Raw genomic sequence first — 22,070 nt, forward strand, 5'->3', positions numbered from 1 at the left:
ACTCCCAACAGATTCTTAGTTCCGGTCGCTGAGGGCTGTTTTTTGGTTTTTGAGTCAAATCACGCCGCCTATCGCGAGGCGGGTACAACCATGGCGGTCAACTGGCGGCAGGTAACACGAGTTAAACTGTTAGAGGTGAGGTTCAATGGCTAATACCGCATTTCGTCCGAATTGGGCATCGCCTCCAGGGGAAACGATTCGCGCCGTTCTTCACGCGAAGGGTGTAGGCATTGATGTTTTTCGGCTTGAGATAGGTCTCAATGAGAGACAAGCTACGGATCTACTTGCGGGCGTGTTACCAGTGACACCCGTCATTGCGAAAAACCTAGCGAAATCGGTTGGTTCCACTGCGCACTTCTGGCTTGAGCGTCAAAAGCAATATCGGGACAGTTTGGAAGAGTTAGCGGCTGCCGAACCGGAGTTGGGCGAATGGAGCGCGACTTTCCCGGTAAAGAAGATGATTGACTCGGGTTGGCTACCTAAGCCCTATGCAAAAGGCGATGTGGCTTTTGAGCTACTTGATTATTTCGACATAGGGAGTGTAGAAGAGTGGCGTAAAAAGTATCCTACTCGTCTCGGGCTTGCGAAATTCAGGACATCGTCGGCATTTCAGAATGATATGCCGACGACGTTGGCTTGGATCCGTCGTGGAGAGTTGCTTGCCGAAGATATCGAGTGCGCAAAATGGGATCGGCAAAGCTTCTCCACTAGCCTACGAGAACTGAAGCCACTTTCTAAAATTGAAGACCCAAAGAAATTTCTTCCTGTTCTTCAGAGAGAATGTGCGAGACACGGTGTAGCAGTCATAGTGAGCCGATCTATTCCTGGTTGTGCAGCCAGCGGTGCGACCCTCATGCTGAGTGAAGATAAGGCCCTACTTTTATTGAGTGCCAGATTTCTCTCAGATGATCAATTCTGGTTTTCATTTTTTCATGAGGCTGGACACTTGGTATTGCACGGAGACGAACCTCATATTGAGCAAGAGAGTGCCTTAACTCCTAAGCAAGAGGCTGAGGCGAATCAATTCGCAGAAAAGATCATTCTGGAACCTGGGGGTGAGGCTACTCTGAAAGCCATCAGGGTCAATCCATTCTCAATAGCTAGGCTCGCACGCCAATGCAACGTTTCTGCCGGTGTGATCGTCGGGCAGCTTCAACATCAAGAACGGATCTCTCCGAAACTGTTCAACAAGTTCAAGACACGTTACAACGTGAGTAGCTTCACCCTCTAAATTGGACCGGGTCAGTTGGACTTTTCTGCCAATTACAGAGACTGTCTTCGATTACCTGTTTGTCGACCTGCAAATGTGAAGCTAATGAATCAGACAGCGATTCCAGCTTTTTACTTGACCCCTTCGATTTCAATTTTCCGCTGAAAAGAAGGCGCGCTCCTGCCACCGGTCCGGTCGCACCATCAAAATGGACTGAATCGGGACGAATTGCCGCTAGTCCAAGTTTGCCTATCATAGACAAATAGTCGAACTTGGCTGTTCGCCCAAATGATCTGACTGCGTTCATCTCCTTGTAGAGATGTGCAAATGCTTCCTCTGGATTATCATCGGCGGCCGCCAAAGCATTTGCAAACAGTTTTCCATGGCCGCCTGAATCTGTTACCCAAGATATGTAGGTATGGACCGCCTCACCAGTGCCATTAGGTTTCCACGCATCGAGACTTTGATACTTGCGATGATTCCCAAACCCTCGGTGTATGCCACCCAATGTCTTGAGATTCTGTTGATTCTTGTCTAACCAGTGCCTGAATTCTAGTGGATCTTTGCTAACTTCCGCCCACGTCCAAACTCTTCCGTGGCCTAACCTTCCATAGACGTCGGCTATAAGTCGGTAGCCGCTCTTAACATTTTTCCCAAAATGCACGAAAAGAAACACGAGCCAAGACGCCTCGTCTATATCGCCCACTTGTTTGTATAAGATTGCAGCCCGCACAGGATCGAAATAATCAGTTGCCGGATCTTTTCGCGATTCCGCGATTGACCGGTTGGACACTTGCTGCACGAAGCGAATCCGCCTGATGCTTTCGACTATTTGGAAGATGAAAGTACGCCTCGCTTCCTCATCTTCAATACCAGGCAATGGGTGGACATTTGCTTCAAAGGCTTCTAACCGCTTAGATGTCGCTTTTGCGAAAACCAAGTCTTCTTTACGCATGAGGAGCCACACCAAAAGGCAATTCGGGAGCTGACACAGCAGGCACCGTTTCGCGCTTTTCGGCCTTTTGTTGCCTCATCTCAATGTATGCAATATAAGCATCTGAATGCATCCGCTTGCGCATGTTGCGAAGCATAGCTGCAGATGCATCATCCTTGCCAGCGCGGAATATGGACAGAAGCCTAGCTAGATCTTGCCAATATACCGGTAAGTCAGTCGGTATTCGTGGATGTCTGCCGAGGCGAGTAGCACGTTCAAATCGGAGAATTGTCTCAATTTGCGGGAATGGATCTCCTAAAGGCATGATTGGCATAGCTACTTTCTTCTGGAAGCCCTCAGCTAAGTAGCGCTCCGCTTTTCTCCTATCGGCGTCATACAGATGAAGACTCCCTACTAAGTGCTTATAACGCCCCGGCTCAACATTTAATGCCATAGCTATGATTTCTTGGATCATGGTGAACGCAAAAATATCACCGGGCAGGCCCACGTATGCGTCATTGGACCTCATATGGGTGATCAACTCTAAACGGCGTCCCCTCAGAAGAAACTGCAACGTACAAGTGCAGGGGACCTCTGGAAGGTTGGCCTGTGTATCCTTCGGCTGATAGATAGGAATTACAGCACGTCTTGTGTCAGGCTTTTTCTTGATGAGGTCAACGACCCACTTCAGTTGGTCTTTGTTTTTCGCTCGAAGCCTCGGTCCATAGGCAGCCATGACCTTAGTCGCACCTTTGTAATCCGGCTTGTAATCCTTGATGTAGTACCTGATGAATGAAAAGTCATCATTTCCGGCGAGGTACCAAAGAAATTCGCCAAGCCAACTAAAGATCACTGCACGGGCTTCCGTGCGACTCATGCGTGCCCTTGGGTTGGTCAATTCCAGAACCACTCCAGTGACTTCAAAGGCTTTGCCCTTACTCGGGTATGTCTCCTGGCCTGACGCAATGAGCCGGCGGAAGACCTCGTTTAGGAGATCGTCAAGCGTTGATGCACGGACTTTCAAGCGCACCTCTAAGGATGATTGTGATTGGCACACTTATTGTATCTCTAAATTATTGAATCGGCAGTCCTCTTCATTGTCGGGGCAGGTTCCTCCGCGTGACCCTGGAAAAATGATCCCTCACTTTAAGTAGCAGTCGGATCCCAATTGCTGTACCGCGCTGGCTAGAGCTCTATGGGGGTGACCTGCAAACTTTTATCAAGGTGGTTCAACCGCCGCTTTAGTTCAGCAGCGCTGAGAATCGCGCGTATGGCTGGGATACCATAGCTGCACCACCCATTTGTTGCGAACAGTCGTGCAAAGTTGAGTTAACGGCGTAACGTGTATGGACATTTCAGCCCTCAAATTGGCGATACAGCAGCACATGAGCGATGGCTTGGTAACGATCGTCGGCTCGGGTTTGTCGTGCGCCGAAGGCATTCCAGGCATGAACGCTCTTGCAAGTCACCTATGCTCTGCGATGCCATCGCTCGTGGGGGGCTCCCTCCTTGACGAATGGGTCAAAGTGTCGCCGAACATCACTACCTACGGCCTTGAAGAGGGTCTGACGAAGATCGCACCATCGACGGACCTTGAAGAGGCAATCCGCGTGGAAGTCGGGCGTGTTGTTTCCGAAGCGGAAGCAGCAATCACCGCGGAAGTGTTCGCTGGCACGAGAACTCTCCGTTTCACGCGACTGTTGCCACATCTTTTGCGACCGAGCGGGGGTTTACAGGTCGTCACGACGAATTACGATCGGCTACTGGAAGTTGCTTCTGAGGAGGCCGGCCTCGGCGTCGATGTAATGTTCAACGGTGTCTTCGCCGGGCGCCTCGATGAGCGCGAGACGCGTCTGAGCTTTTGTCGTGACGTGAAGCTGCACAAAGGAACATCACGCTTTCTCTACGCGGAGAGAGTGGTCATCAGCAAACCGCACGGAAGCCTGGACTGGTACGAGCGCAATGGTGAACCGGTGCGCCATTGCGGTCAGCTGCGGAACGTAAGCAGGCTCATTATTCCGCCGGGCCAAAACAAGTATAGGAATGGCTATAGCAGTCCCTTCGATGTTCACCGCGAACGTGGAAATAAAGAGATAGACCGCGCGTCGCGCTTTTTAATCGTTGGATATGGATTTAACGATGTACATCTGGAAACGCACCTGACCGACCGAATCCGCAAAGGGACACCAACCCTGATCTTGGCGCACACCCTAACTGATAACGCAAAGAAGGTTGTCAGCGCGAACCCCAATGTCATCGCTTTGGAAAGCTCCGTCGTCAGCGGAACGGCGGCTACGCGCGTTTACAGCCAAGGAAGCACCGACATTTTTGCCGGCCTGTCCTTGTGGGATCTTGAACAGCTAGTAACGGAGGTCTTCGAACCATGAGTGAAGCGGCCCTCAATTTCGCCGCGTCCGACCATATCGGGCGCGTGGTGTCCGTTGATACGAGCCGCGTGCTCATCAACGTGTCTGATTCGGTTCTCCTAACCAGTATCGGTATCGGACAGCTCCTCGCGATCAAAGGTACGACGCAACAGGAGTTTTTAATCGCGATCACCGAGAAAGTGACACGCACGCTTGGCATGGAGTTATCGCCGGAGGCCGAGACCGGTGATGACGAGTCACTGTCGACAGTCCCCACAGATCTTATGAGAGCGGCACTCGTCGGAACATTTAGGACCGTAGAAGGCGAAAAGAAAAACACGTTCAAGCGGGGCGCAGATAGCTTTCCTCAGATCGATCGCGATTGCTATGTCATCAGTGGCGGCAATCTCCAGCGCTTTATGGGCATCCTTGGCCAGGAGATCGCGGAGGACGAGCGTTTATTACTGGGTCGGTTTGTCGCTGACCGTTCCGCAGAAGCGATCGCCAACGGCGACAAGTTTTTCCAAAGACATGCAGCGATTCTCGGAAGTACAGGTTCGGGAAAGAGCTGGGCAGTAGCTCTGATACTTGAGCGCGCATCCAAGCTCAAATTTCCGAACATAATCGTGATGGATATGCATGGTGAGTATGCACCTCTTGCCGATAAGGCGAAGGGCGGGTTCGCGCAGCGCTTTCGGATCGCCGGCCCAGGGGATTTGGATAAACCGAAAGATGATGTCCTGTTTCTACCCTATTGGCTTCTTAACCGGGATGAGATGTTGTCGATGATTCTGGACCGCAGCGATCAGAACGCGCCTAATCAGGCGTCGAGATTCACATCGCATGTACGGCAACTCAAACAGGAGTTTCTGGACAGTGCGAATAAGCCTGAGGTGAAAAAGACATTCACGGTCGATTCACCAATTCCATATCAGATGAAAGACTTGGTCGACCTGCTTGACGGCGACAATACGGCAAAAGGAATCTCCAGTTCGACCGGTAAGGCAGTTAAAGGCGACTGGGAAGATAAGCTGACGCGATTCATCTCGCGTCTCGGAGCAAAGCTCGAAGATCGCCGCTATGGATTTATGTTCACGCCACCGGCTGAGGCTCTGAAGTACGACTGGTTGTCACAGCAACTTGTGAAGCTGCTGGGTTCGGGCGATGGTGCCGGAATTAAGATCATCGATTTCTCTGAAGTGCCTGCGGACGTTTTGCCTGTGGTGACCGGCACCTTTGCCAGACTGCTCTACGACGTTCAATTCTGGATGAAGGCCGATAGCCGAACCCCCGTCACGATTCTATGCGATGAAGCCCACCTTTATCTTCCTGTCCGGGAAGATGCAGATGCGGTTCAGCGGCAAGCTTTGGGTGCATTCGAGCGGATTGCAAAAGAAGGCCGAAAGTATGGCTTTTCTCTGCTCGTTGTGAGTCAGCGTCCATCGGATGTCAGCAAGACGATCCTCAGCCAGTGCAATAACTTCCTTTCGCTTCGGCTGACGAACGAGACGGACCAGAATGTCATTCGACGATTGATGCCAGATTCATTAGCTGGACTTACCGACATTCTTCCCTTGCTCGATACTGGCGAAGCGGTTCTTCTTGGTGACGCTGTTTTACTTCCAACTCGAATCCGATTGGATAAGCCCGTTATTAGGCCGGACAGCTCTACGCGTGATTTCTGGATTGAGTGGTCGACTAAGGAAGCAGATACCGACGCCATTGTCGCGGCCGTTGAGTGTTTGCGAAGTCAGACGCGGCGGCTGCCCTAATGCGTTGGAAACTGTGCTCGGGCTAGGCGCCGAAGAATCCACGACAAAGGGACTCGCTCGGAATCGCACACTACTCCTCAGAAGTCGGCTTGCGGAAGTAATCAATACAACCGTCCTTAGCAACAAATTCGGTTGCGGCGCAGTGCTACGCCGCGTGTACGGCAATGGATTTCTTGGGTCTTACAGATGCGACCTGCCGCTTTTTGCCTGTCTGCTCCCATGCCATGCGCGCCGATTGCGCCAGTTGTTCCTGCCGGGCTTTTACAAAAGGTGCATAGTGCTTCTCTGTCACCTTGACGCTGCTGTGTCCAAGCAGCAGCGATACCTGATCGATGGGCACGCCTGCCAGCAGCAATTCTACGGCGAAGGTATCGCGGAACATATGCGAGTGGCAGCGCTTCAACGTGCCATCGGGGTTCTTAATGGACACATTGCCGAAAAGCAGCGTAAGCGAGCGGACCCATCCGCGTTTCGCTGTCTCCGGCTTCCCGTTGCCACTCCAGAAGAAATAGTGCGGATTGGAGTTCGGCAGCGAGGACAGGAGAGCAACAACGTCGGGAGGCAACGGCACATAGACCGGCACGCCGGTCTTGGCGCGGTAGAGAAACAAATTGCCACCCTCGCCGAGGCGGGTGCGCTCTAGGGTCACAGCATCGGTGATCGCAAGCCCAGACCAGCGCATGAGCAGGACCAGCGCGCGCAAGCGGTCGCGGCGGTTCTCGAAGTCGTGCCCGCCATGCCAGTTTCCATAGGAGTAGGTCCCGTCGACGATGGCCTTGAACTCGTCCTTGGGGAAGTAGTCGGTAGGCGTCGTGGCGACCTTGATGCGTTTGAGGAGGATGGCGGGGTTCTTCTGTATCCAGTCCATACGCACGCAGAACCAAAAGAAGGAGACCATCCGCTCATGCTTGCGCTGCATGGTCTGCGGCGCGTTCTCCCAACCGGAGCGGAACTTGGTCAGCAACGGCGGCGTGAGCTGGTCGAGATAGACGAGACCTTCCTGCTTGGCCCACTCCTTCAGTTGTGTCTCGAAGAAGTACCGGCTCCTCTGGAGGGTGCTGTCGGTAAGACCACGCGCATCTTCGTCGTCGCGGAAAGTCTTGATCGCATCGGCGATCTTCGCGCGCGGCCTGGCCTCGGGCTTGTTCGGGTCGGACTCATCCTCCAACCGACGGCACAGCGTCTCGGCCTTCTCCCAGCTCCGCGTCTTCGCCGTCTTGCGCAGGTAGCGGCCATCGGGCAATGTGCCCTGTATCCATTTGGGGCAGCGGCAACGGCGATAAGAAATATCGGTCTGGTTGCAGGGCGGGTAGTGGCGTGTATAAGGCGACAGCATGGTGTCGTCCTCCTCTCCGTGTGCGACGGGCGGGCACGACGACAGTATAGTCGGCTGTACGATTTCTGTACGGTTACTCCGGCTAGGCTGTATGTTGCTGATTTTGCGGTAGTTTATTTGGTGGACCTGATCGGGATCGAACCGATGACCTCTTCCATGCCATTTTTCCCGTTATTGGACCCCTAATGGACCCTCAAAAGCGGACTCCCTCATCAACGATCGCTCCTTCTCCCCGGAGCCGTGTCAGCGCCTCATCCAGGTCGGCCTGTGAAATCGCGACACTGGGAGGGACGATGGCTTCTAATTGAGGAACAATCGGTAGTTCCGCCAGACACTGCCCCAGCACGAACTTGAGTGCGAAGTTGCGGCGCTGATTTGCCAACTCCTCCAGAGATAAATCTCGATAAGTTGCGGCTTGGAGTTGGGCAGATATCAACTCGACTAGGGCGTTAGTAGAAGGAGCGAATAATCCCAATACTTTTATCCTCACCTGAAGGGATTATGGCGCCACTTACGTTCTTATGTATAGAACTTCCGTCTTGGTCTGTCGTGGAATAGTTCGCGCATGTCGGAGTAGTTTGAAGTAGTTTTGACCTGGCTGCGCAATGATTTCATTGCTATTTTTGTGGATCAGCGTTGAGAGCGCTGACCTATCCTCCCTACTTGAAAGGGTACGAACCACGATCTGCCTGCACCCGCAGGCGACGCCGGATTTATGCGACAAGTACCGGCCCTGGAAGATCGCTACGATGGCTGAATCCAAGACAGCTGCTGTTGCCGCAACCGCCCTGCTGACGAGAGCTGGATCGCCTCGCCACGTTCAATTTGAGCCCCGGCAGATCCTCTTTGCTCAAGGCTCAAGTGGCAAGACCCTGTTCTACATCACAAGGGGTCGGGGGAAACTCGTCATTTCATCTAGTAGCGGCAAACAAGCCACTATCACACTCTTCACAACAGGCGATTTCGTTGGGGAGGAATCGCTGGCAGGCGGATACAGCAAACGAATGGCGACTGCCACGGCGACTACCCGTTGTACTGCGCTGGAGATTGAAAGGGACGCTATGATCCGTCTGCTGCAGATGGATCATGACTGTTCTGACCTCTTTTTAGAAAGGCTGCTGGCGCGGAGCATGCGACTCCAGGCATCGCTTGTCGATCAACGTTTTAATTCGAGCGCCAAGCGCCTGGCAAGAACGCTCTTGTTGATGGCAGAAGCTGGAGAGCCGAGCGGCGGAGCAATCTTGATTCCGGAAATTTCGCAAACGGCCTTGGCGCAAAGGATTGGGGCGACTCGATCACGGGTCAGCGACCTCATGAAGCGCTTCAGGGAACTAGGTTTTCTTAAGGATTCCGGAGGAATCAGGGTACATAAGAGCCTGATCAACGTGCTTTTGCACGATGAGGACTATAAATAAACACCTTTTAAACCCTTTATTACCTGCAGCTTATCAGGATGCGTAAACGCGAATACTAACAATGTTCAAAGTTGCACACCTGCCCATCCCCATTAATGGGATTATGTCCCATTAATGAGAATTTTTAGCCAAGAGGGCCTGAGGATGCCCGACAACAAGGCATCGTGTACCGACCACCTCTGGCGAACGTATCAAATATGGGAAACGCTGTCTGTCTGTTATCTGACATTCAAATACGTGCCTTTCAAAGAGTCGTATCGGAGAGCTAGCGTAAGGGCCCGTTCATCTCGCTCCGGGCATGCATCGCACGGTTGAAGTCCGGATGAGTCATCAAGCATCCGCTGCTTTTCTGCAAAGGAGCGCTCAATGGCCGAATTGCCTTGGACCGAATTTAACGCATTCATGTTTCTCACTAGGAGCGGAATGGGACGAAGGATCATGCAATTAAGCGCCAAAGAGGCCTTTTTTGCTCAGGGAACCCTCGCGCAGTCCATCTTCTATCTTCACAAAGGCCGGGCGAAACTAACCGTCGTATCCCACAGCGGAAAAGAGGCGACCATCGCTCTGGTGTCTGCGGGAGATTTCTTCGGGGAAGAGTCGCTTCGAGACGTTGACGGTCAGCGAACGGTCACGGCTACAGCCATTACGCGATGCACAGCGCTTCAAATAGACCGAGAGGAGATGATTCAAGCTTTGCATCGGGAACATGCTCTCTCCGATGTGTTCGTCAAATTTATGCTGACACGCGCGATGCGCGTCCAGGCCGACCTCGTGGATCAGCTGTTCAACTCGAGTGAAAAGCGGCTGGCGAGAACTCTTTTGCTGATGGCGCGATATGGGATGGAAGGTCCGCCCGAAGCCCTCATCCCGCCAATCACACAGGAAACCCTGGCAAATATGATCGGCACTACTCGCTCCCGGGTGAACTTCTTCATGAATCGCTTCCGCAAGCTTGGGCTCATTGAATATAAGGGGCGCATCCGGGTTCACGAAGAGTTGGTCAATGTGATCCTAAATGAGGATCTGGAACCGCTCACGGAAAGATCCTCCATATCAATCCCATACTATGGATTGAATTAGTGAGTGCCAAGCTCGCGCAACTTATTCGTAAACAAGACTGTAATGATAGTTAGCGAGACAGCACGGCCATCGTGAATAATAAGTATCTCTGATCCGCCGATCTCCGGGCGTTCGCCGCCAAGCCATCGTTCGAATTTAGATATGAGTCAAGAAACAGCAACCGCCTTAATGCGCTCAAAGGGAGCTATACAACTTGACGGCGAGAGAAGAGCCTTTGAAAATACTCTACATCGGGACCGATCCGAACTCTATTGAGAAGATTCGATGCGCACTTCAGGCGCCAAGAGCTAGCAACTTCGAATTGATCAAAGCATCCACCCTGTTGGAAGGTATTGAGCGGGTGAGCAAAGAAAAAACTGCGGTCGTCTTGCTTCAGTTTGACCTGCAAGGCAACCTGGGGGTCGATTCACTCGAAACGTTTTGCAGCACTGCGCCGGGGATTCCCGTATTGATCTTGGTAAAAGACGGTCAGGAGGCTTTCGCTGCCGAGGCTTTAGAACGCGGAGCCAGGGACTACCTTTTACCGCACCATCTCGATAGCTACTCTTTGCCGCGTGCGCTAACCTATGTAGCCAAGTGCGAGAGAGTAGCAGATGAGCTGATCGCCGAAAAAGATCGCGCTCTGGCTACGCTCAACTCGATCGGGGACGCCGTTCTCTGCACCGATAACTCGGGACGGGTCACATATCTCAATACTGTTGCAGAAGGCTTGCTCGGCTGGCGACGTGAAGACGCCATCGGTTTAGAACTGAGTCAGGTCTTCCACATTGTCGACGGTGTCACCCGAAAGCCTTCTCCCGACCCGATGAAGTTGGCAATACAGGAAGATAAGACAGTGGGCTTAAGCGCCGATTGCGTTCTTGTCCGGCAAGATGGATGCGAATTCGCGATTGCAGATTCTACAGCGCCGATCCATGATCAAAGCGGTCAATGTGTTGGTGCCGTAATGGTTTTTCATGATGTCACCGCCGCGCGAGCAACTGCGCTTCAGATAAGCTACGCGGCACAACATGACATCGTGACCGATCTTCCGAACCGTCTGTTGCTCAACGATCGCATATCTCAGGGAATTAGCTTGGCCCGGCGGCAGAATAGGCCAATCGCCGTGATGTTTCTAGATCTGGATCACTTCAAATACATCAATGACGCTCTAGGGCATGGTGTGGGAGATAAGCTTCTTCAGTCGGTCGCGAAGCGACTGGTAGCTAACCTGCGTAGCTCTGACACGGTGAGCCGCCAGGGTGGGGATGAATTCGTGATTCTTCTTCCCGACATCGTCCATTCCGCAGATGCCGCGGCAAGTGCAAAAAACCTTCTTCATTCCCTTCGAGAGCCTCATGACATTGGCGAGCAGAGCCTTGTCATTGACGGAAGCATTGGGATAAGCATTTACCCGACGGATGGTCTGGATGCAGAAACACTGATCCAGAATGCGGACACCGCGATGTATCACGTTAAAACTGAAGGACGCAACGACTGTCAGTTCTTCAAAGAATCGATGAATATGAAGGTTGTAGAGCGACAGGCTCTTGAGGCAGGAATACGTCGCGGGCTCGAACGAAAGGAGTTTTTCCTGCACTATCAGCCGATGGTCTGTCTCTCCACAAGGGAGATTACAGGAGTCGAGGCGTTGATACGCTGGGAGTCTCCCGAACGAGGACTTGTTCCGCCGTCCGAGTTTATACCTGTCGCCGAGGATTCCGGCCTCATCGTTCAGATGGGCAGATGGGTGCTCCACTCTGCTTGCGAGCAAGCTCGGGCATGGCAGGACGCGGGGCTTCCCCCGGTGCCAATTTCGGTGAACGTATCGGCTCTTGAGTTTCGGCATCTGGGTTTTATTGACGGCGTCCAGGCTGCACTCTCTGAGACGGGTCTTGCTGCGCGATATCTTGTCCTGGAGCTTACCGAAGGCGTCCTGATGGAAGATGTCGAATCGACCGTATCCTTGCTGGCGCAATTGAAGAGCCTGGGGGTGCATCTGGCGGTGGATGACTTCGGCACTGGATTCTCGAGCCTAAGCTATCTTCGGCAGTTTCCGATAGACGTCCTGAAGATCGATATCTCTTTCGTCCGCGAGATCGGTCCCGTTCAGACAGACTCCGCCATACTGAGCGCCATCATCAATATGGGGAACAGCCTCAAATATCGCGTCATTGCGGAGGGCATCGAAATAGATAAGCAGAGAGCATATCTTCTAGACAAGCAATGCGCGGAGGGGCAAGGATACTTGTTCAGCCCCCCTCTTCCCGCGCCTCAACTGGTCGACCTATTTCTGAGCGAGCCTTTGGGACAACGGAGCCGGAAAATGGCTGGAAGTGGGAACAGCCCCCGGTATGACTCCTAAATAATTCCGGCTACGCATGCGTGCATTCCATCTCTCTTGCTTATGCTGTCATGACTCGCGGCAGGTAGCTATATCGCCACTCTCGACCGGTAAGTGGAGTGATGCATGCATGATCGAATGCAAAAAAAAACAGCGGGAAAGCGAACTTCGGGAAAAATATGAATTCGCCTCCATATGTCCAATATTGCTCAGACGAGTAATTCAGGTTTCACTAATCTGAAACGCGTAGGTAGGTAGATGGCGGCTCCGGCGTCCGCCTCGTCACCTGCCTACCCTTTTAAGTCGATATGTTCCCGGCAAGCGATGGCTCTCTTTCTCTCCGCGGGGCCGCGTCGCAAAGAGCCCACGCATTTCTTTCGCCCTACCAGAAGATTCTCCTTATACACACCTGGGATTTCAGCAGAGCCCCTTATACACACCTGGGATTTCAGCAGAGCCCGAAGTTCGCCTCGACTGAGTCTCCATCTGCTTACCCATGGGCAAAGTGGATTTATTACTTCTCTGTCGATAAATGAGATCTAGTGATAGAGGTGAGGCTAGCTTGGGCATTACTTAGAATTGCGCCATCACTCTTGAAAGAATAATCATCAAGATATCGTAAAAACAGGAAATCATTTCCCAGCATCGGGATCTTGTGTGCACTTTTGCTCAGTCTAGTAATCGATTGGTTGCTAATTATTACAAGGTTGATTCCGATGCTCCGCGCGTCCGCCCAGGAAAAGCGACGGTTATACGTAATGTCACTAACGTTCCACGAGAGGACGCAAAATGCGTAGACCTAGATTCGGAGTTACAAGCTACCTTGCTGCAGTGCTGGTTGTGCTTTTCACCGGGTGCGGGCAGGAGACAGCGAATATCCCGGACACGACTCCGCCGGTTGTGGTGTCGACTACCCCAACTGCCGGCGCGACAAATGTAGCCTTAGCTCCCACAATTAGCGCGACTTTCAGCAAAGCTATGACCGCGAGCACAATGAACGCGGCGTCATTTACGTTGACGGGGCCGGACGGAGCTGCAGTCGTCGGAACGGTCACCTACACAACGACCGGTTCTGTCGCGACGTTTACACCGAGCGCCGATCTCGCATACGGAACTCTTTACACGGCCACAATCACGACGGGAGTCACGGATACGGCCAGTCCAGCGAACGCACTGGCAGCAAATTATGTGTGGACCTTCACAACTGGGGTGGCGCCCGTACCCCCGACAGTGATCTCGACCATTCCATTGAATGGGACCACAGGCGTGCCGCCGGGCCAGATCCTCAACGCAACCTTCAGCGAGGCAATGAACTGCGCTACACTCACAGCCTCTGCAACAACCTTTACATTGACGGGACCGGCAGGAGTATCTGTAGATGGTACGGTTAGCTGCACGGGCAGCGTCGCGACGTTCACCCCGACAGCCGTGCTCGCAGTCAACACCTTGTATACGGCTACGATCACGACCGCAGCCCAAAGTGCGGCGGGCGCGGCACTGGCTGCCAATTATGTGTGGAGCTTCAGAACCGGTTCGGCGTCTGCTCCACCAGCGGTGACCTTCACCACGCCTGTGAATGGAGCTACAGGTGTCCCCATCAACGATACCGTCACCGCGACCTTCAACGTAGCAATGAACCCTGCCACGATCAGCGCGACGACGTTTACGTTGACCGGACCCGGCGGCGCGCCAGTGGCCGGAACAGTTACGTACGTGCCGGCTGGCTCGGTCGCAACGTTTACCCCGACCGCCAATCTCGCGCTAAACACCGTCTACACGGCAACCATCACCACCGGAGCCGACGATCTGGCGGGCGCGGCGTTAGCCGCCAATTACGTTTGGACATTCACCACCGGAGCGGCCGCAGATACTACCCCACCCACGGTGATCGCAACAATTCCAACGAACGGCGCCGTGGCTGTGCCCATCAATCAAGCAATCACCGCCACCTTCAGCGAGGCGATCAATCCCACAACGGTCAACGCGACTACCTTTACACTTCAGGCGCCCGGCGGAGCTGCCGTCGCCGGCCTGGTGTCTTATGCCGCGATCGGAGATACAGCCACATTCACGCCATCGGCCAATTTAGCGCCGAACACCCTTTATACGGCCACAATCACTACAGGCGTTACTGACTTAGCAGGCAATGCACTGGCCGCAAACTACATCTGGACATTTACTACCGGGGCGACCGTAGATACTACCGCCCCGGAGATAGTGTCGACGGTTTCGGCAAACGCAGCCATAAACGTACCCCTCAACCAGACAGTAAGTGCAACCTTCACCGAAGCGATGGACCCGCTGACGATCACGACGGCGACCTTCGGGTTGACTGGTCCCGGCGGAACTCCTGTCGCCGGTACAGTGACTTATAACCCCGTCACATTCATCGCCACTTTCACTCCGACTGCAGCTTTCACTGCTGGCACAGCCTACACCGCAACAGTCACAGCCGGGGCAACCGATCTGTCCGGCAACGCGTTAGGCACTACCGGCGCACCCAATCCGTGGAGCTTTACGACGGGGACTGCAGTGATTCCGCCAGCCGTCGATCTAGGAACAGCGGCTCTCTTCGGCGGTTTTGGCGGCGCGGCCGGGATGACGAACCAGGGAATTTCAACGGTGATCAATGGAGACATTGGGACGACCGGCGTTTCTACTCTAATCACCGGATTTCATGATAACGGCCCAGGATGTATCTACACGGAAACGCCACTTAACGTTGGGTTGGTGAACGGAGCGATCGATACCGCCCCTCCCCCGCCTACGGTCGCGTGTCCCACCGAGGGAACTGCCGTGACCGCCGCGATTGCAGCACAGGCCCAAGCCGATACGCTCACTGCCTACAACGCTCTCGTTGCCTTTCCGAACGGTCTCGACGTATCGACCTGCCCGGGCTGCGGGGGCGGCAACGCGGGCGAGCTAGGGAACCGGACTCTCGCGCCGGGCATCTATAAGTCCGCGTCAGGCAGCTTCGGCATCACGCAAGGCCCTCTTACGCTCGACGCTCAGGGCGACCCCAATGCCTTCTGGGTGTTCCAGATGGCTACAACGCTGACGGTAGGCACGCCCACGGCTAATCAAAGCATCGTCTTGGTCAACGGTGCCCTGGCCAAAAACGTCTTCTGGCAGGTAGGCACGGCCGCGACGATCAACGGCATCCTCGGTGGCGGAACCGTGCAAGGAACCGTCATCGCCCAAGCAGGAGTTTCAGTATCAACGGCCGGTGTTGTTGCCATAACCACGATCAACGGCCGAATGCTGAGTCTGGTTGGACCGGTCACGGTCGTGAACACCGTAGTGAATGTGCCTGCTCCATGAACCCATGCCGGATCGGACACATAGGGCAATCCGAGTTCGTGCAAGAGAAAGCGGCGCTGGATCGTGATCGCGCGACGTGCAATTCAGGAGACAAAATGAAATTAAGTGCACGGATGATTGCCACCCTTACAGTCGCTGTTTTACTCATGCCGGTAGCTTTTCTCAACGCGCAAGAGCTGGTAGGTCCGTTAGATGGGGCAGTTGTCGGGTCTGCAAACCTATTCCAGCCTCCTGCCAATCCCTTTGCGGGCGCCGCTCAATATCCTGGCGCTCCAAGACCGTCTGCCAGCTATATCGATACGCCGAGGATCGATTTGTTTGTGGGTTACTCGTACTTACGAGCCACACCGACCCTGGCGGACGGAAATCGCTTCGTGCATCTGAATGGCGGAGAGACATCGATCGCGTTCAACCTGAATCGCTATCTCGGATTAGTTGCCGACTTTGCCGGTTACGACGACACTCAGCTGCGCCTCACGGGGCCTGGAGCGAATCCCAACCGTGTGGCCGACTCTGGCGGTTCGGCTTATCTCTACCTCTTCGGCCCGCGAATTTCCTTTCGAAACTACAGCAGGGTCACACCGTTTGTTCAGGCACTCTTCGGCGGAGTCTATGCCAGCGACGTAACTCTCTCCGGATGTACCGGTGCCGCCTGCACGCCGCTCCCCGCACAGAATGCATTTGCCCTGACCGCAGGAGGAGGACTCGACATAAGGGTATCTCGCCATGTATCGATCCGACCGGTACAGGCGGAATATCTCATGACACGATTCGCGGATACAGTCACAAATGCGGGTGACATGCAAAATAACATACGCTTGTCGGCCGGATTGGTCTTCAGCTTCGGCGGAAATGCCCCGTTGCCGCCGCCTCCAAACCGCGCACCGAGCGCCGTGTGTTCGACCGACAATAAGACGATCTACGCGGGGTCGGGGGACGTAGTCCTCGTCCGTGCGCAGGCAAACGATCCTGACAACGATCACCTAAGCTACGCCTGGACGGCGAATGGCGGCACGCTCGATGGCACCGGGCCTGAAGCCCGATGGAATTCGTCAGGTACAGTGCCGGGAACCTACACGATCCATCTCCTAGTAGACGATGGCAAGGGCGGCACTGGCGATTGCTCGGCGGATGTGGAAGTCGCGCCACGGCCAAATCGAGCGCCAGTGATCAGCTGCATCGCTGATCGAGATTCGGTCAATGCGAGCGAGGTCGTCTTGATCACGGCTACGGCGAGCGACGCGGATAATGATTCACTGACATTCTCCTGGAGTGCAAGCAGCGGGAAAATCGTGGGCTCCGGATCCTCTGTGAAGCTGGACACCACTGGATTAGCCAGCGGCAGATACACCGTTACGGGAAGCGTAAGCGACGGACGGGGCGGAACCGCAGACTGCTCTGTCAACATAGACATACAGAGTCCTACAGCGCTGGAGTTGAGGCTTGCTTTACACAGCATTTACTTCCCGACAGCGAAGCCCACAGTGAAAAATCCAACCGAGGGCCTTCTCGCAAGTCAGAAACAAATTCTCGTCTCATTGGCCAGCGATTTCGGTCAATATCTCCAGAGCAAGCCGGATGCTCACCTGATCCTCGAGGGCCATGCCGATCCGCGAGCTTCTGCGGAGTACAATCAGGCGCTATCTGAGCGCCGGGTTGAGAGTACGAAACGATTTCTCATTGATCAAGGCGTCCCATCGGGAAACATCGAGACGAAAGCTTTCGGCGATCAACACAATCTGACCGATTCGGAGGTGAGGGATGCGATTGAGCGTAACGACGACCTGACCCCGGCGGAGCGGCAGAAGATGCTCGACAATATGACTACCATTATCCTGGCCAGCAATCGACGGGTTGACGTTAGTCTAAGCACTACCGGCCAGCGCTCCATCCGTAAATATCCGTTTAACGCCGCGGATGCAGTCACGTTGCTCAACCAAGACGGTACCTCGCGAGCGAAACGAACAACAGTAAAGCAAAAGGTCACTCCGGCGACCGAGTAAGCGTGCGCTCCTTGAGAAGATAGAAGAGGCTTCCAGAAGTCATACGAAATGATGCGAGCTTCCTCCCCCTTGTCGCCAGGCGGACTAATAGCTTTTGGCCTATATTGTCGAATTCACTGCGAAGCGGAGGATAGCTGGAAGACGCGGAGTGGTGAGAAGAACTTGCAAATGAACGGATATGCGCTGCGGGATCTTCTTCGAGCCAGGATCGTAATCTCGGAGAAATGCACCAACAGCTGACACCTTGAAGGAGTCACAAATGCAGTTAACCACACGTCTACTTTGCATCGGAATATTGCTTGCGCCGCTGGCCCGGGCGCCTACCGCTAGCTCTCAGGTCGTCATTCGCATAGGCACGCCGCCTATCTGCTCCTACGGTTACTATGACTATGCGCCTTACGCCTGTGCCCCTGTGGGCTTCTATGGGCCGGGATATTTCTATAACGGCGTATTCCTAGGCATGGGCCCTTGGGCAGGATGGGGCTATAGCCACGGCTGGGGCGGCCATCGTTTTACCGACGGTGGCGGAGGACGATATACAGGACGGGGTGGTTACGCGGCGAATCAAGTACGCGTCAATCATCCGTCGTCCGCGGCACGCGCCGGCAATGGAAGACCGTCGAATGCGCGACCGACACAGAGTCCGTCCCGTGATGCCGGACCGCATGGCGCCACATCCCATGGCGCTTCTCGTGCGCCAACCGCGCACAGCCAAGGAGCACATAGTGCCTCTCGGGGGACAGAAGCGCATGGCGGAGGTGCTCACGGTGACGGAGCACACAAGTAACCGTCACTTGTATTCGGAAGGAGTAGCTGCGGTACAAATGGAGACGACACAGCATAAGGCTGTGTCGCTTTCTGTTGGATAACCTAAAGACTATCGTCCTCGATGCGATTGACAATGCCATTCAGGCAGTAATTCCCATCCAGCAAGCGACACGTCAACGGGCCCTGAATATGTGCCGTACTGAACAGACTAAGGAATGTGGAATAGCCCACCATGGCAATCAGTACTAACGGCAGTTTGTAGGCAGGGTGAGCGGGACACCTATAAAGCGGTCATCACTCCGATATATCGTGAGAGTCTCAGCCGGTCTTCTCTCTCAACTTGCCTACTATTTTCCATCTTGCGTAACGCGTCCGTTTCTGACGTTGGCGCTTGCTCAATGAGCATGTCTCTTTGGGCCATCGCGTGGAGTTTTTGGGTTCTCCTCAGCCCGCGGGCAGGAGGGGCGGGACTTCAATTGTGGAAACACTGGTCGTTCTATAGAAGATGATCGCTTGTTACAGCTCTTTCGGAAATCTCAGGCTTTGGCCAGCGTAGCTCGTCGAGCATGTATCGCACAACCGTGATCCGGTTCCTATAGTTATCGTGTAAGGATCGCAAGTGATCTTCTTTTATGGAACGAAAGTGAACATCTGAAGTCTGATATTTATTAATGATAATTTCCTTCTCGACATTCTCGAGATCTCTGCCTAGTTCATCGATAAACTTCTGCAACAGTTCGATGGTAGGATTTTCCATAGAAATCCTCTTTGATTCGAAAATTATGCGGAGACCCATTGGTTCCTTTCTGGAGGCGATCGGGTTCGGCCCCCGAGAGTAGATATTTAGCCAACGTCGTACACGGACAATTCTCCGACACGGAGAGCGCCGTAGTTGTTCAATAGTGAACAGATCGGCGTGCAAATAATTCACCTGCGACCTAGGCATTGCGCGAGTAACAACCTGACGTTGTCCTGATCCGAGTGTTAACGAATCAACCTTGTGTGAGATCCTATTCGGGCTTATAAACAGTTAGAATTGTGCGAGCAATGCGACATTGTGGAGCGAGCGGCGCTACTTATTCGGCCTTGTGCCGACGCTCAGGGTAGGAATGAAGAAGGGAAGATATCCTACGTAAGCGTTATTCAGAAAAGGTATCGCGTGGCACGCATCATTCAGAGATTCCAATCGAAAACCGGACGGGCAAAGAAATGCGAGTCTGGGATGATTAAGCCATTTTGAAGATGACCCCGCTCGCAGAAAGCATTGAAGGCAATCGCATTCGGGAGATGAGAAATGGCCGTCGCCAGCTTTCTCGGGCCCGCCGTATGAATTAGAAATGGCGCCCGGCAACTCTCTTGGCTGCATGTCATTTCAATACAGATCAGAGATAAGAGACGGAAGGCGAAAATTGTCTTCCACGGTGGCCTTGGATCGCATTGGCACTCCGACGATAAATACGAGGACACTTCTTTACAGATGAGACACGCGAAGTTTCTCGGGAGGCCGTCTGGAGGCCATGGTCGATGAGTACATCCTGTGTCGATTTGATTGGCTGGTGGCAACCAAAGCCTGCTGGGGCAGAGTATATTGTGGCATTGCATGAAAAACATTACCGGCATCGGAGCCTCCGACGCGACTAGCATATGCAATTTCGCATATGGATGATGTTCAGAATGACTCATGATAGGAGCTTGGAAAGGTATAATGTGGCTCAATGGACACCATGGTGCTTTTACTGGAAAGACAGCGGCTCGGGGTGTAAGCAGTATATCTACATCAGTCGCTGTTTAGATAAAGATGACACGATTTCTATATTTACGGTGATGGGCAGTTCTGAGTCATTGTGATATGCCGCCGAGAGTAGTTATGGTTTCCAGGGATATCTATTGACCTCTGAATGAGGTGACATATGCACGTGGATATATCCGAAGTTCGCTGCGCGCTTCAGGACGAGAGAGTCCTGCCGTTTTTCCAGCCCTTGGTGGATCTTCGAAATGGTCAATTGGTTGGCGTGGAGATCCTGGCACGTTGGCAGAGTGCAGAGTTTGGGCCGATCCTTCCAGGGAACTTTATTTCGCTCGCCCAAGAGAATGGGCTCATTGATTCACTGATGAGTCAGGTGTTGGGAAAAGCGGCTATCTCTGCCTCAATACTGCCAGCGCCATTGGTGCTCGCCACGAACATTTCTCCGATTCAGCTCCGGGATTTGAGCCTCCCGAATCAGATTCTGCATATTGTTGAAAGAAGCGGCTTTCCTTTAGATCGGTTGACGATTGAGATTACAGAGAGCGCTCTTATCGACAACCTAGATCGGACACAAACGATTGCCCGTGAGTTGAAGGCGATGGGCTGTAAGCTGGCTCTGGACGATTTTGGGACTGGATATTCCAGCCTCGGCCATCTTCAGGCACTCCCGTTCGATCAATTGAAGATCGATAAAAGCTTCGTCCAATCCATGACGAAGACGCGAGAAAGCCGAAAAATTGTCGCAGCGATTATTGGATTGGGCCACAGTATGGGTCTCACCACCGTGGCGGAGGGCGTGGAGACCGAGGAGCAAGCAAACATGCTTCTATGGCTGGGCTGTGTGCAGGGACAGGGATGGCTTTATGCAAGACCTTTACCGGCGGACAGACTGCCAGAGTTGATTGCAGCGCCTCCTAGGCCTGTTTCTCCAGAACTCTCAACACCGGGGGATGGATGGGCCGTTTCCAGTCTGGAGGCTCTCCCGACACAGCGCCTGGCGCAACTGAAAGCGATCTATGACGGTGCGCCGGTAGGCTTATGCTTCTTGGACCGTAATCTCCGTTACGTAAGCATCAATCAAAAACTTGCAGAGATGAATGGTGCGTCGGTTGCCGCTCATATCGGGCGGACTGTTAAGGAGGTCATCCCCGAGTCATTTCCGATACTCGAGCCATACCTTGTTCGTGCACTCCGGGGAGAAGCAATTTCCGACGTGGAGGTCTCCAGGCCTGCAAATGGTTTTGATGGAAAGGACTGGACAGCTATGTTGTCGTACCAACCTGCTTTGGACGAGGCCGATGAGGTGATCGGAATCTCTATCGCAGTCGTTGATACTACGAACCAGAATCGGACCAGGGAAGAATTGAACGAGAGCGATGCCCGTCAACAGCAACTGATCGAACCCGACGACCAAGTGCCATGGATCATGGACGCTGATGGCAACAGCTTACATATCAGTTCTAGATGGGTCCCGGCAGCAGAATTGAGCCGGAAGAAAGTGCGCAATCTGGGGTGGCTGGAGGCCTTGCATCCCGACGATTTGGAAACCACAATGAAGACGATGAAGAATGCACTACGTACTGGAAAATCGATCGACATCGAATATCGGGTTATGAGCCTCGATGGGGGTTGGAGATGGATGAGATCGCGAGGTTCTCCGCGCTTTGGAAAGTCGGGTGAAATCGTTCGTTGGTACGGCTCGGTTGAAGATATCAATGAGAGCGAGAGGAGCAATAGCCTATAGATGCCAAGTTCCGCAAGAGGTCGGTTTCACGATCACCAATTTGCGAATGAG

The 22,070-nt window shown here is 53.5% G+C and carries 14 protein-coding genes; 10 read left to right on the forward strand and 4 right to left on the reverse strand.

The window, feature by feature from the left end; all coding sequences use genetic code 11:
• Positions 1-145: 145 nt before the first annotated feature.
• Positions 146-1,231, forward strand: coding sequence for an ImmA/IrrE family metallo-endopeptidase (locus tag XX99_RS21495; RefSeq protein ID WP_050061482.1), 1,086 nt, complete (start codon positions 146-148; stop codon positions 1,229-1,231).
• On the opposite strand, the gene XX99_RS21500 is transcribed toward XX99_RS21495, so the two are convergent.
• Together XX99_RS21500 and XX99_RS21505 are read right to left on the reverse strand one after the other, a co-directional pair.
• On the reverse strand, positions 1,221-2,165 hold the full coding sequence (locus XX99_RS21500; protein ID WP_156186135.1) for an alpha-glutamyl/putrescinyl thymine pyrophosphorylase clade 3 protein: 945 nt from the start codon (positions 2,163-2,165) through the stop codon (positions 1,221-1,223). The two genes, XX99_RS21495 and XX99_RS21500, sit on opposite strands and share 11 nt — an antisense overlap.
• The gene (locus XX99_RS21505; protein WP_050061484.1) at positions 2,158-3,168 is read right to left on the reverse strand and encodes a thymidylate synthase; all 1,011 of its coding nucleotides are present in this window, start codon (positions 3,166-3,168) and stop codon (positions 2,158-2,160) included. Before XX99_RS21505 ends, XX99_RS21500 begins: the two co-directional genes overlap by 8 nt.
• A gap of 322 nt (positions 3,169-3,490) precedes the next feature.
• On the opposite strand from XX99_RS21505, the gene XX99_RS21510 reads away from it, so the two are divergent.
• Together XX99_RS21510 and XX99_RS21515 are read left to right on the forward strand one after the other, a co-directional pair.
• Positions 3,491-4,531, forward strand: a complete 1,041-nt coding sequence (locus XX99_RS21510) for an SIR2 family protein (protein WP_050061485.1) — start codon at positions 3,491-3,493, stop codon at positions 4,529-4,531.
• Positions 4,528-6,282, forward strand: a complete 1,755-nt coding sequence (locus XX99_RS21515; RefSeq protein ID WP_050061486.1) for an ATP-binding protein — start codon at positions 4,528-4,530, stop codon at positions 6,280-6,282. The genes XX99_RS21510 and XX99_RS21515 overlap by 4 nt, the downstream gene beginning before the upstream one ends.
• A gap of 145 nt (positions 6,283-6,427) precedes the next feature.
• Here the strand turns inward: XX99_RS21515 and XX99_RS21520 are convergent, their stop codons facing one another.
• Both XX99_RS21520 and XX99_RS21525 read right to left on the reverse strand, forming a co-directional pair.
• Positions 6,428-7,618, reverse strand: a complete 1,191-nt coding sequence (locus XX99_RS21520) for a tyrosine-type recombinase/integrase (protein WP_050061487.1) — start codon at positions 7,616-7,618, stop codon at positions 6,428-6,430.
• 193 nt (positions 7,619-7,811) lie between these two features.
• Positions 7,812-8,093, reverse strand: coding sequence for a hypothetical protein (locus tag XX99_RS21525; protein ID WP_050061488.1), 282 nt, complete (start codon positions 8,091-8,093; stop codon positions 7,812-7,814).
• A gap of 274 nt (positions 8,094-8,367) precedes the next feature.
• Here XX99_RS21525 and XX99_RS21530 point away from each other — a divergent pair, with 274 nt between their 5' ends.
• The 7 genes from XX99_RS21530 to XX99_RS21565 all read left to right on the forward strand — a co-directional run bounded on the left by XX99_RS21530 (position 8,368) and on the right by XX99_RS21565 (position 22,019).
• Positions 8,368-9,033, forward strand: coding sequence for a Crp/Fnr family transcriptional regulator (locus tag XX99_RS21530; protein WP_050061503.1), 666 nt, complete (start codon positions 8,368-8,370; stop codon positions 9,031-9,033).
• A 423-nt stretch (positions 9,034-9,456) separates the two neighbouring features.
• Positions 9,457-10,113 (forward strand): Crp/Fnr family transcriptional regulator, encoded by a 657-nt coding sequence (locus tag XX99_RS21535; protein WP_231581547.1) that lies wholly within the window; start codon positions 9,457-9,459, stop codon positions 10,111-10,113.
• A 214-nt stretch (positions 10,114-10,327) separates the two neighbouring features.
• Positions 10,328-12,457 carry a putative bifunctional diguanylate cyclase/phosphodiesterase gene (locus XX99_RS21540; RefSeq protein ID WP_231581548.1) on the forward strand — a complete coding sequence of 710 codons (2,130 nt, stop codon included), beginning with the start codon at positions 10,328-10,330 and terminating at the stop codon, positions 12,455-12,457.
• 768 nt (positions 12,458-13,225) lie between these two features.
• Positions 13,226-15,757 carry an Ig-like domain-containing protein gene (locus tag XX99_RS21545; RefSeq protein ID WP_050061490.1) on the forward strand — a complete coding sequence of 844 codons (2,532 nt, stop codon included), beginning with the start codon at positions 13,226-13,228 and terminating at the stop codon, positions 15,755-15,757.
• Positions 15,758-15,852: 95 nt separating this feature from the next.
• Entirely contained in the window at positions 15,853-17,760 is a 1,908-nt protein-coding gene (locus XX99_RS21550) for an OmpA family protein (protein ID WP_184085299.1), read from the forward strand.
• Between the two features lie 259 nt (positions 17,761-18,019).
• The gene (locus XX99_RS27460) at positions 18,020-18,547 is read left to right on the forward strand and encodes a hypothetical protein (protein WP_156186137.1); all 528 of its coding nucleotides are present in this window, start codon (positions 18,020-18,022) and stop codon (positions 18,545-18,547) included.
• A gap of 1,891 nt (positions 18,548-20,438) precedes the next feature.
• Complete coding sequence (locus XX99_RS21565; RefSeq protein WP_050061494.1) at positions 20,439-22,019, forward strand: EAL domain-containing protein; 1,581 nt, start codon at positions 20,439-20,441, stop codon at positions 22,017-22,019.
• Positions 22,020-22,070: the final 51 nt, after the last annotated feature.

Origin of the sequence: Silvibacterium bohemicum, assembly GCF_001006305.1 — a bacterium.
In the GTDB taxonomy this organism is placed as follows: Bacteria; Acidobacteriota; Terriglobia; order Terriglobales; family Acidobacteriaceae; genus Silvibacterium; species Silvibacterium bohemicum.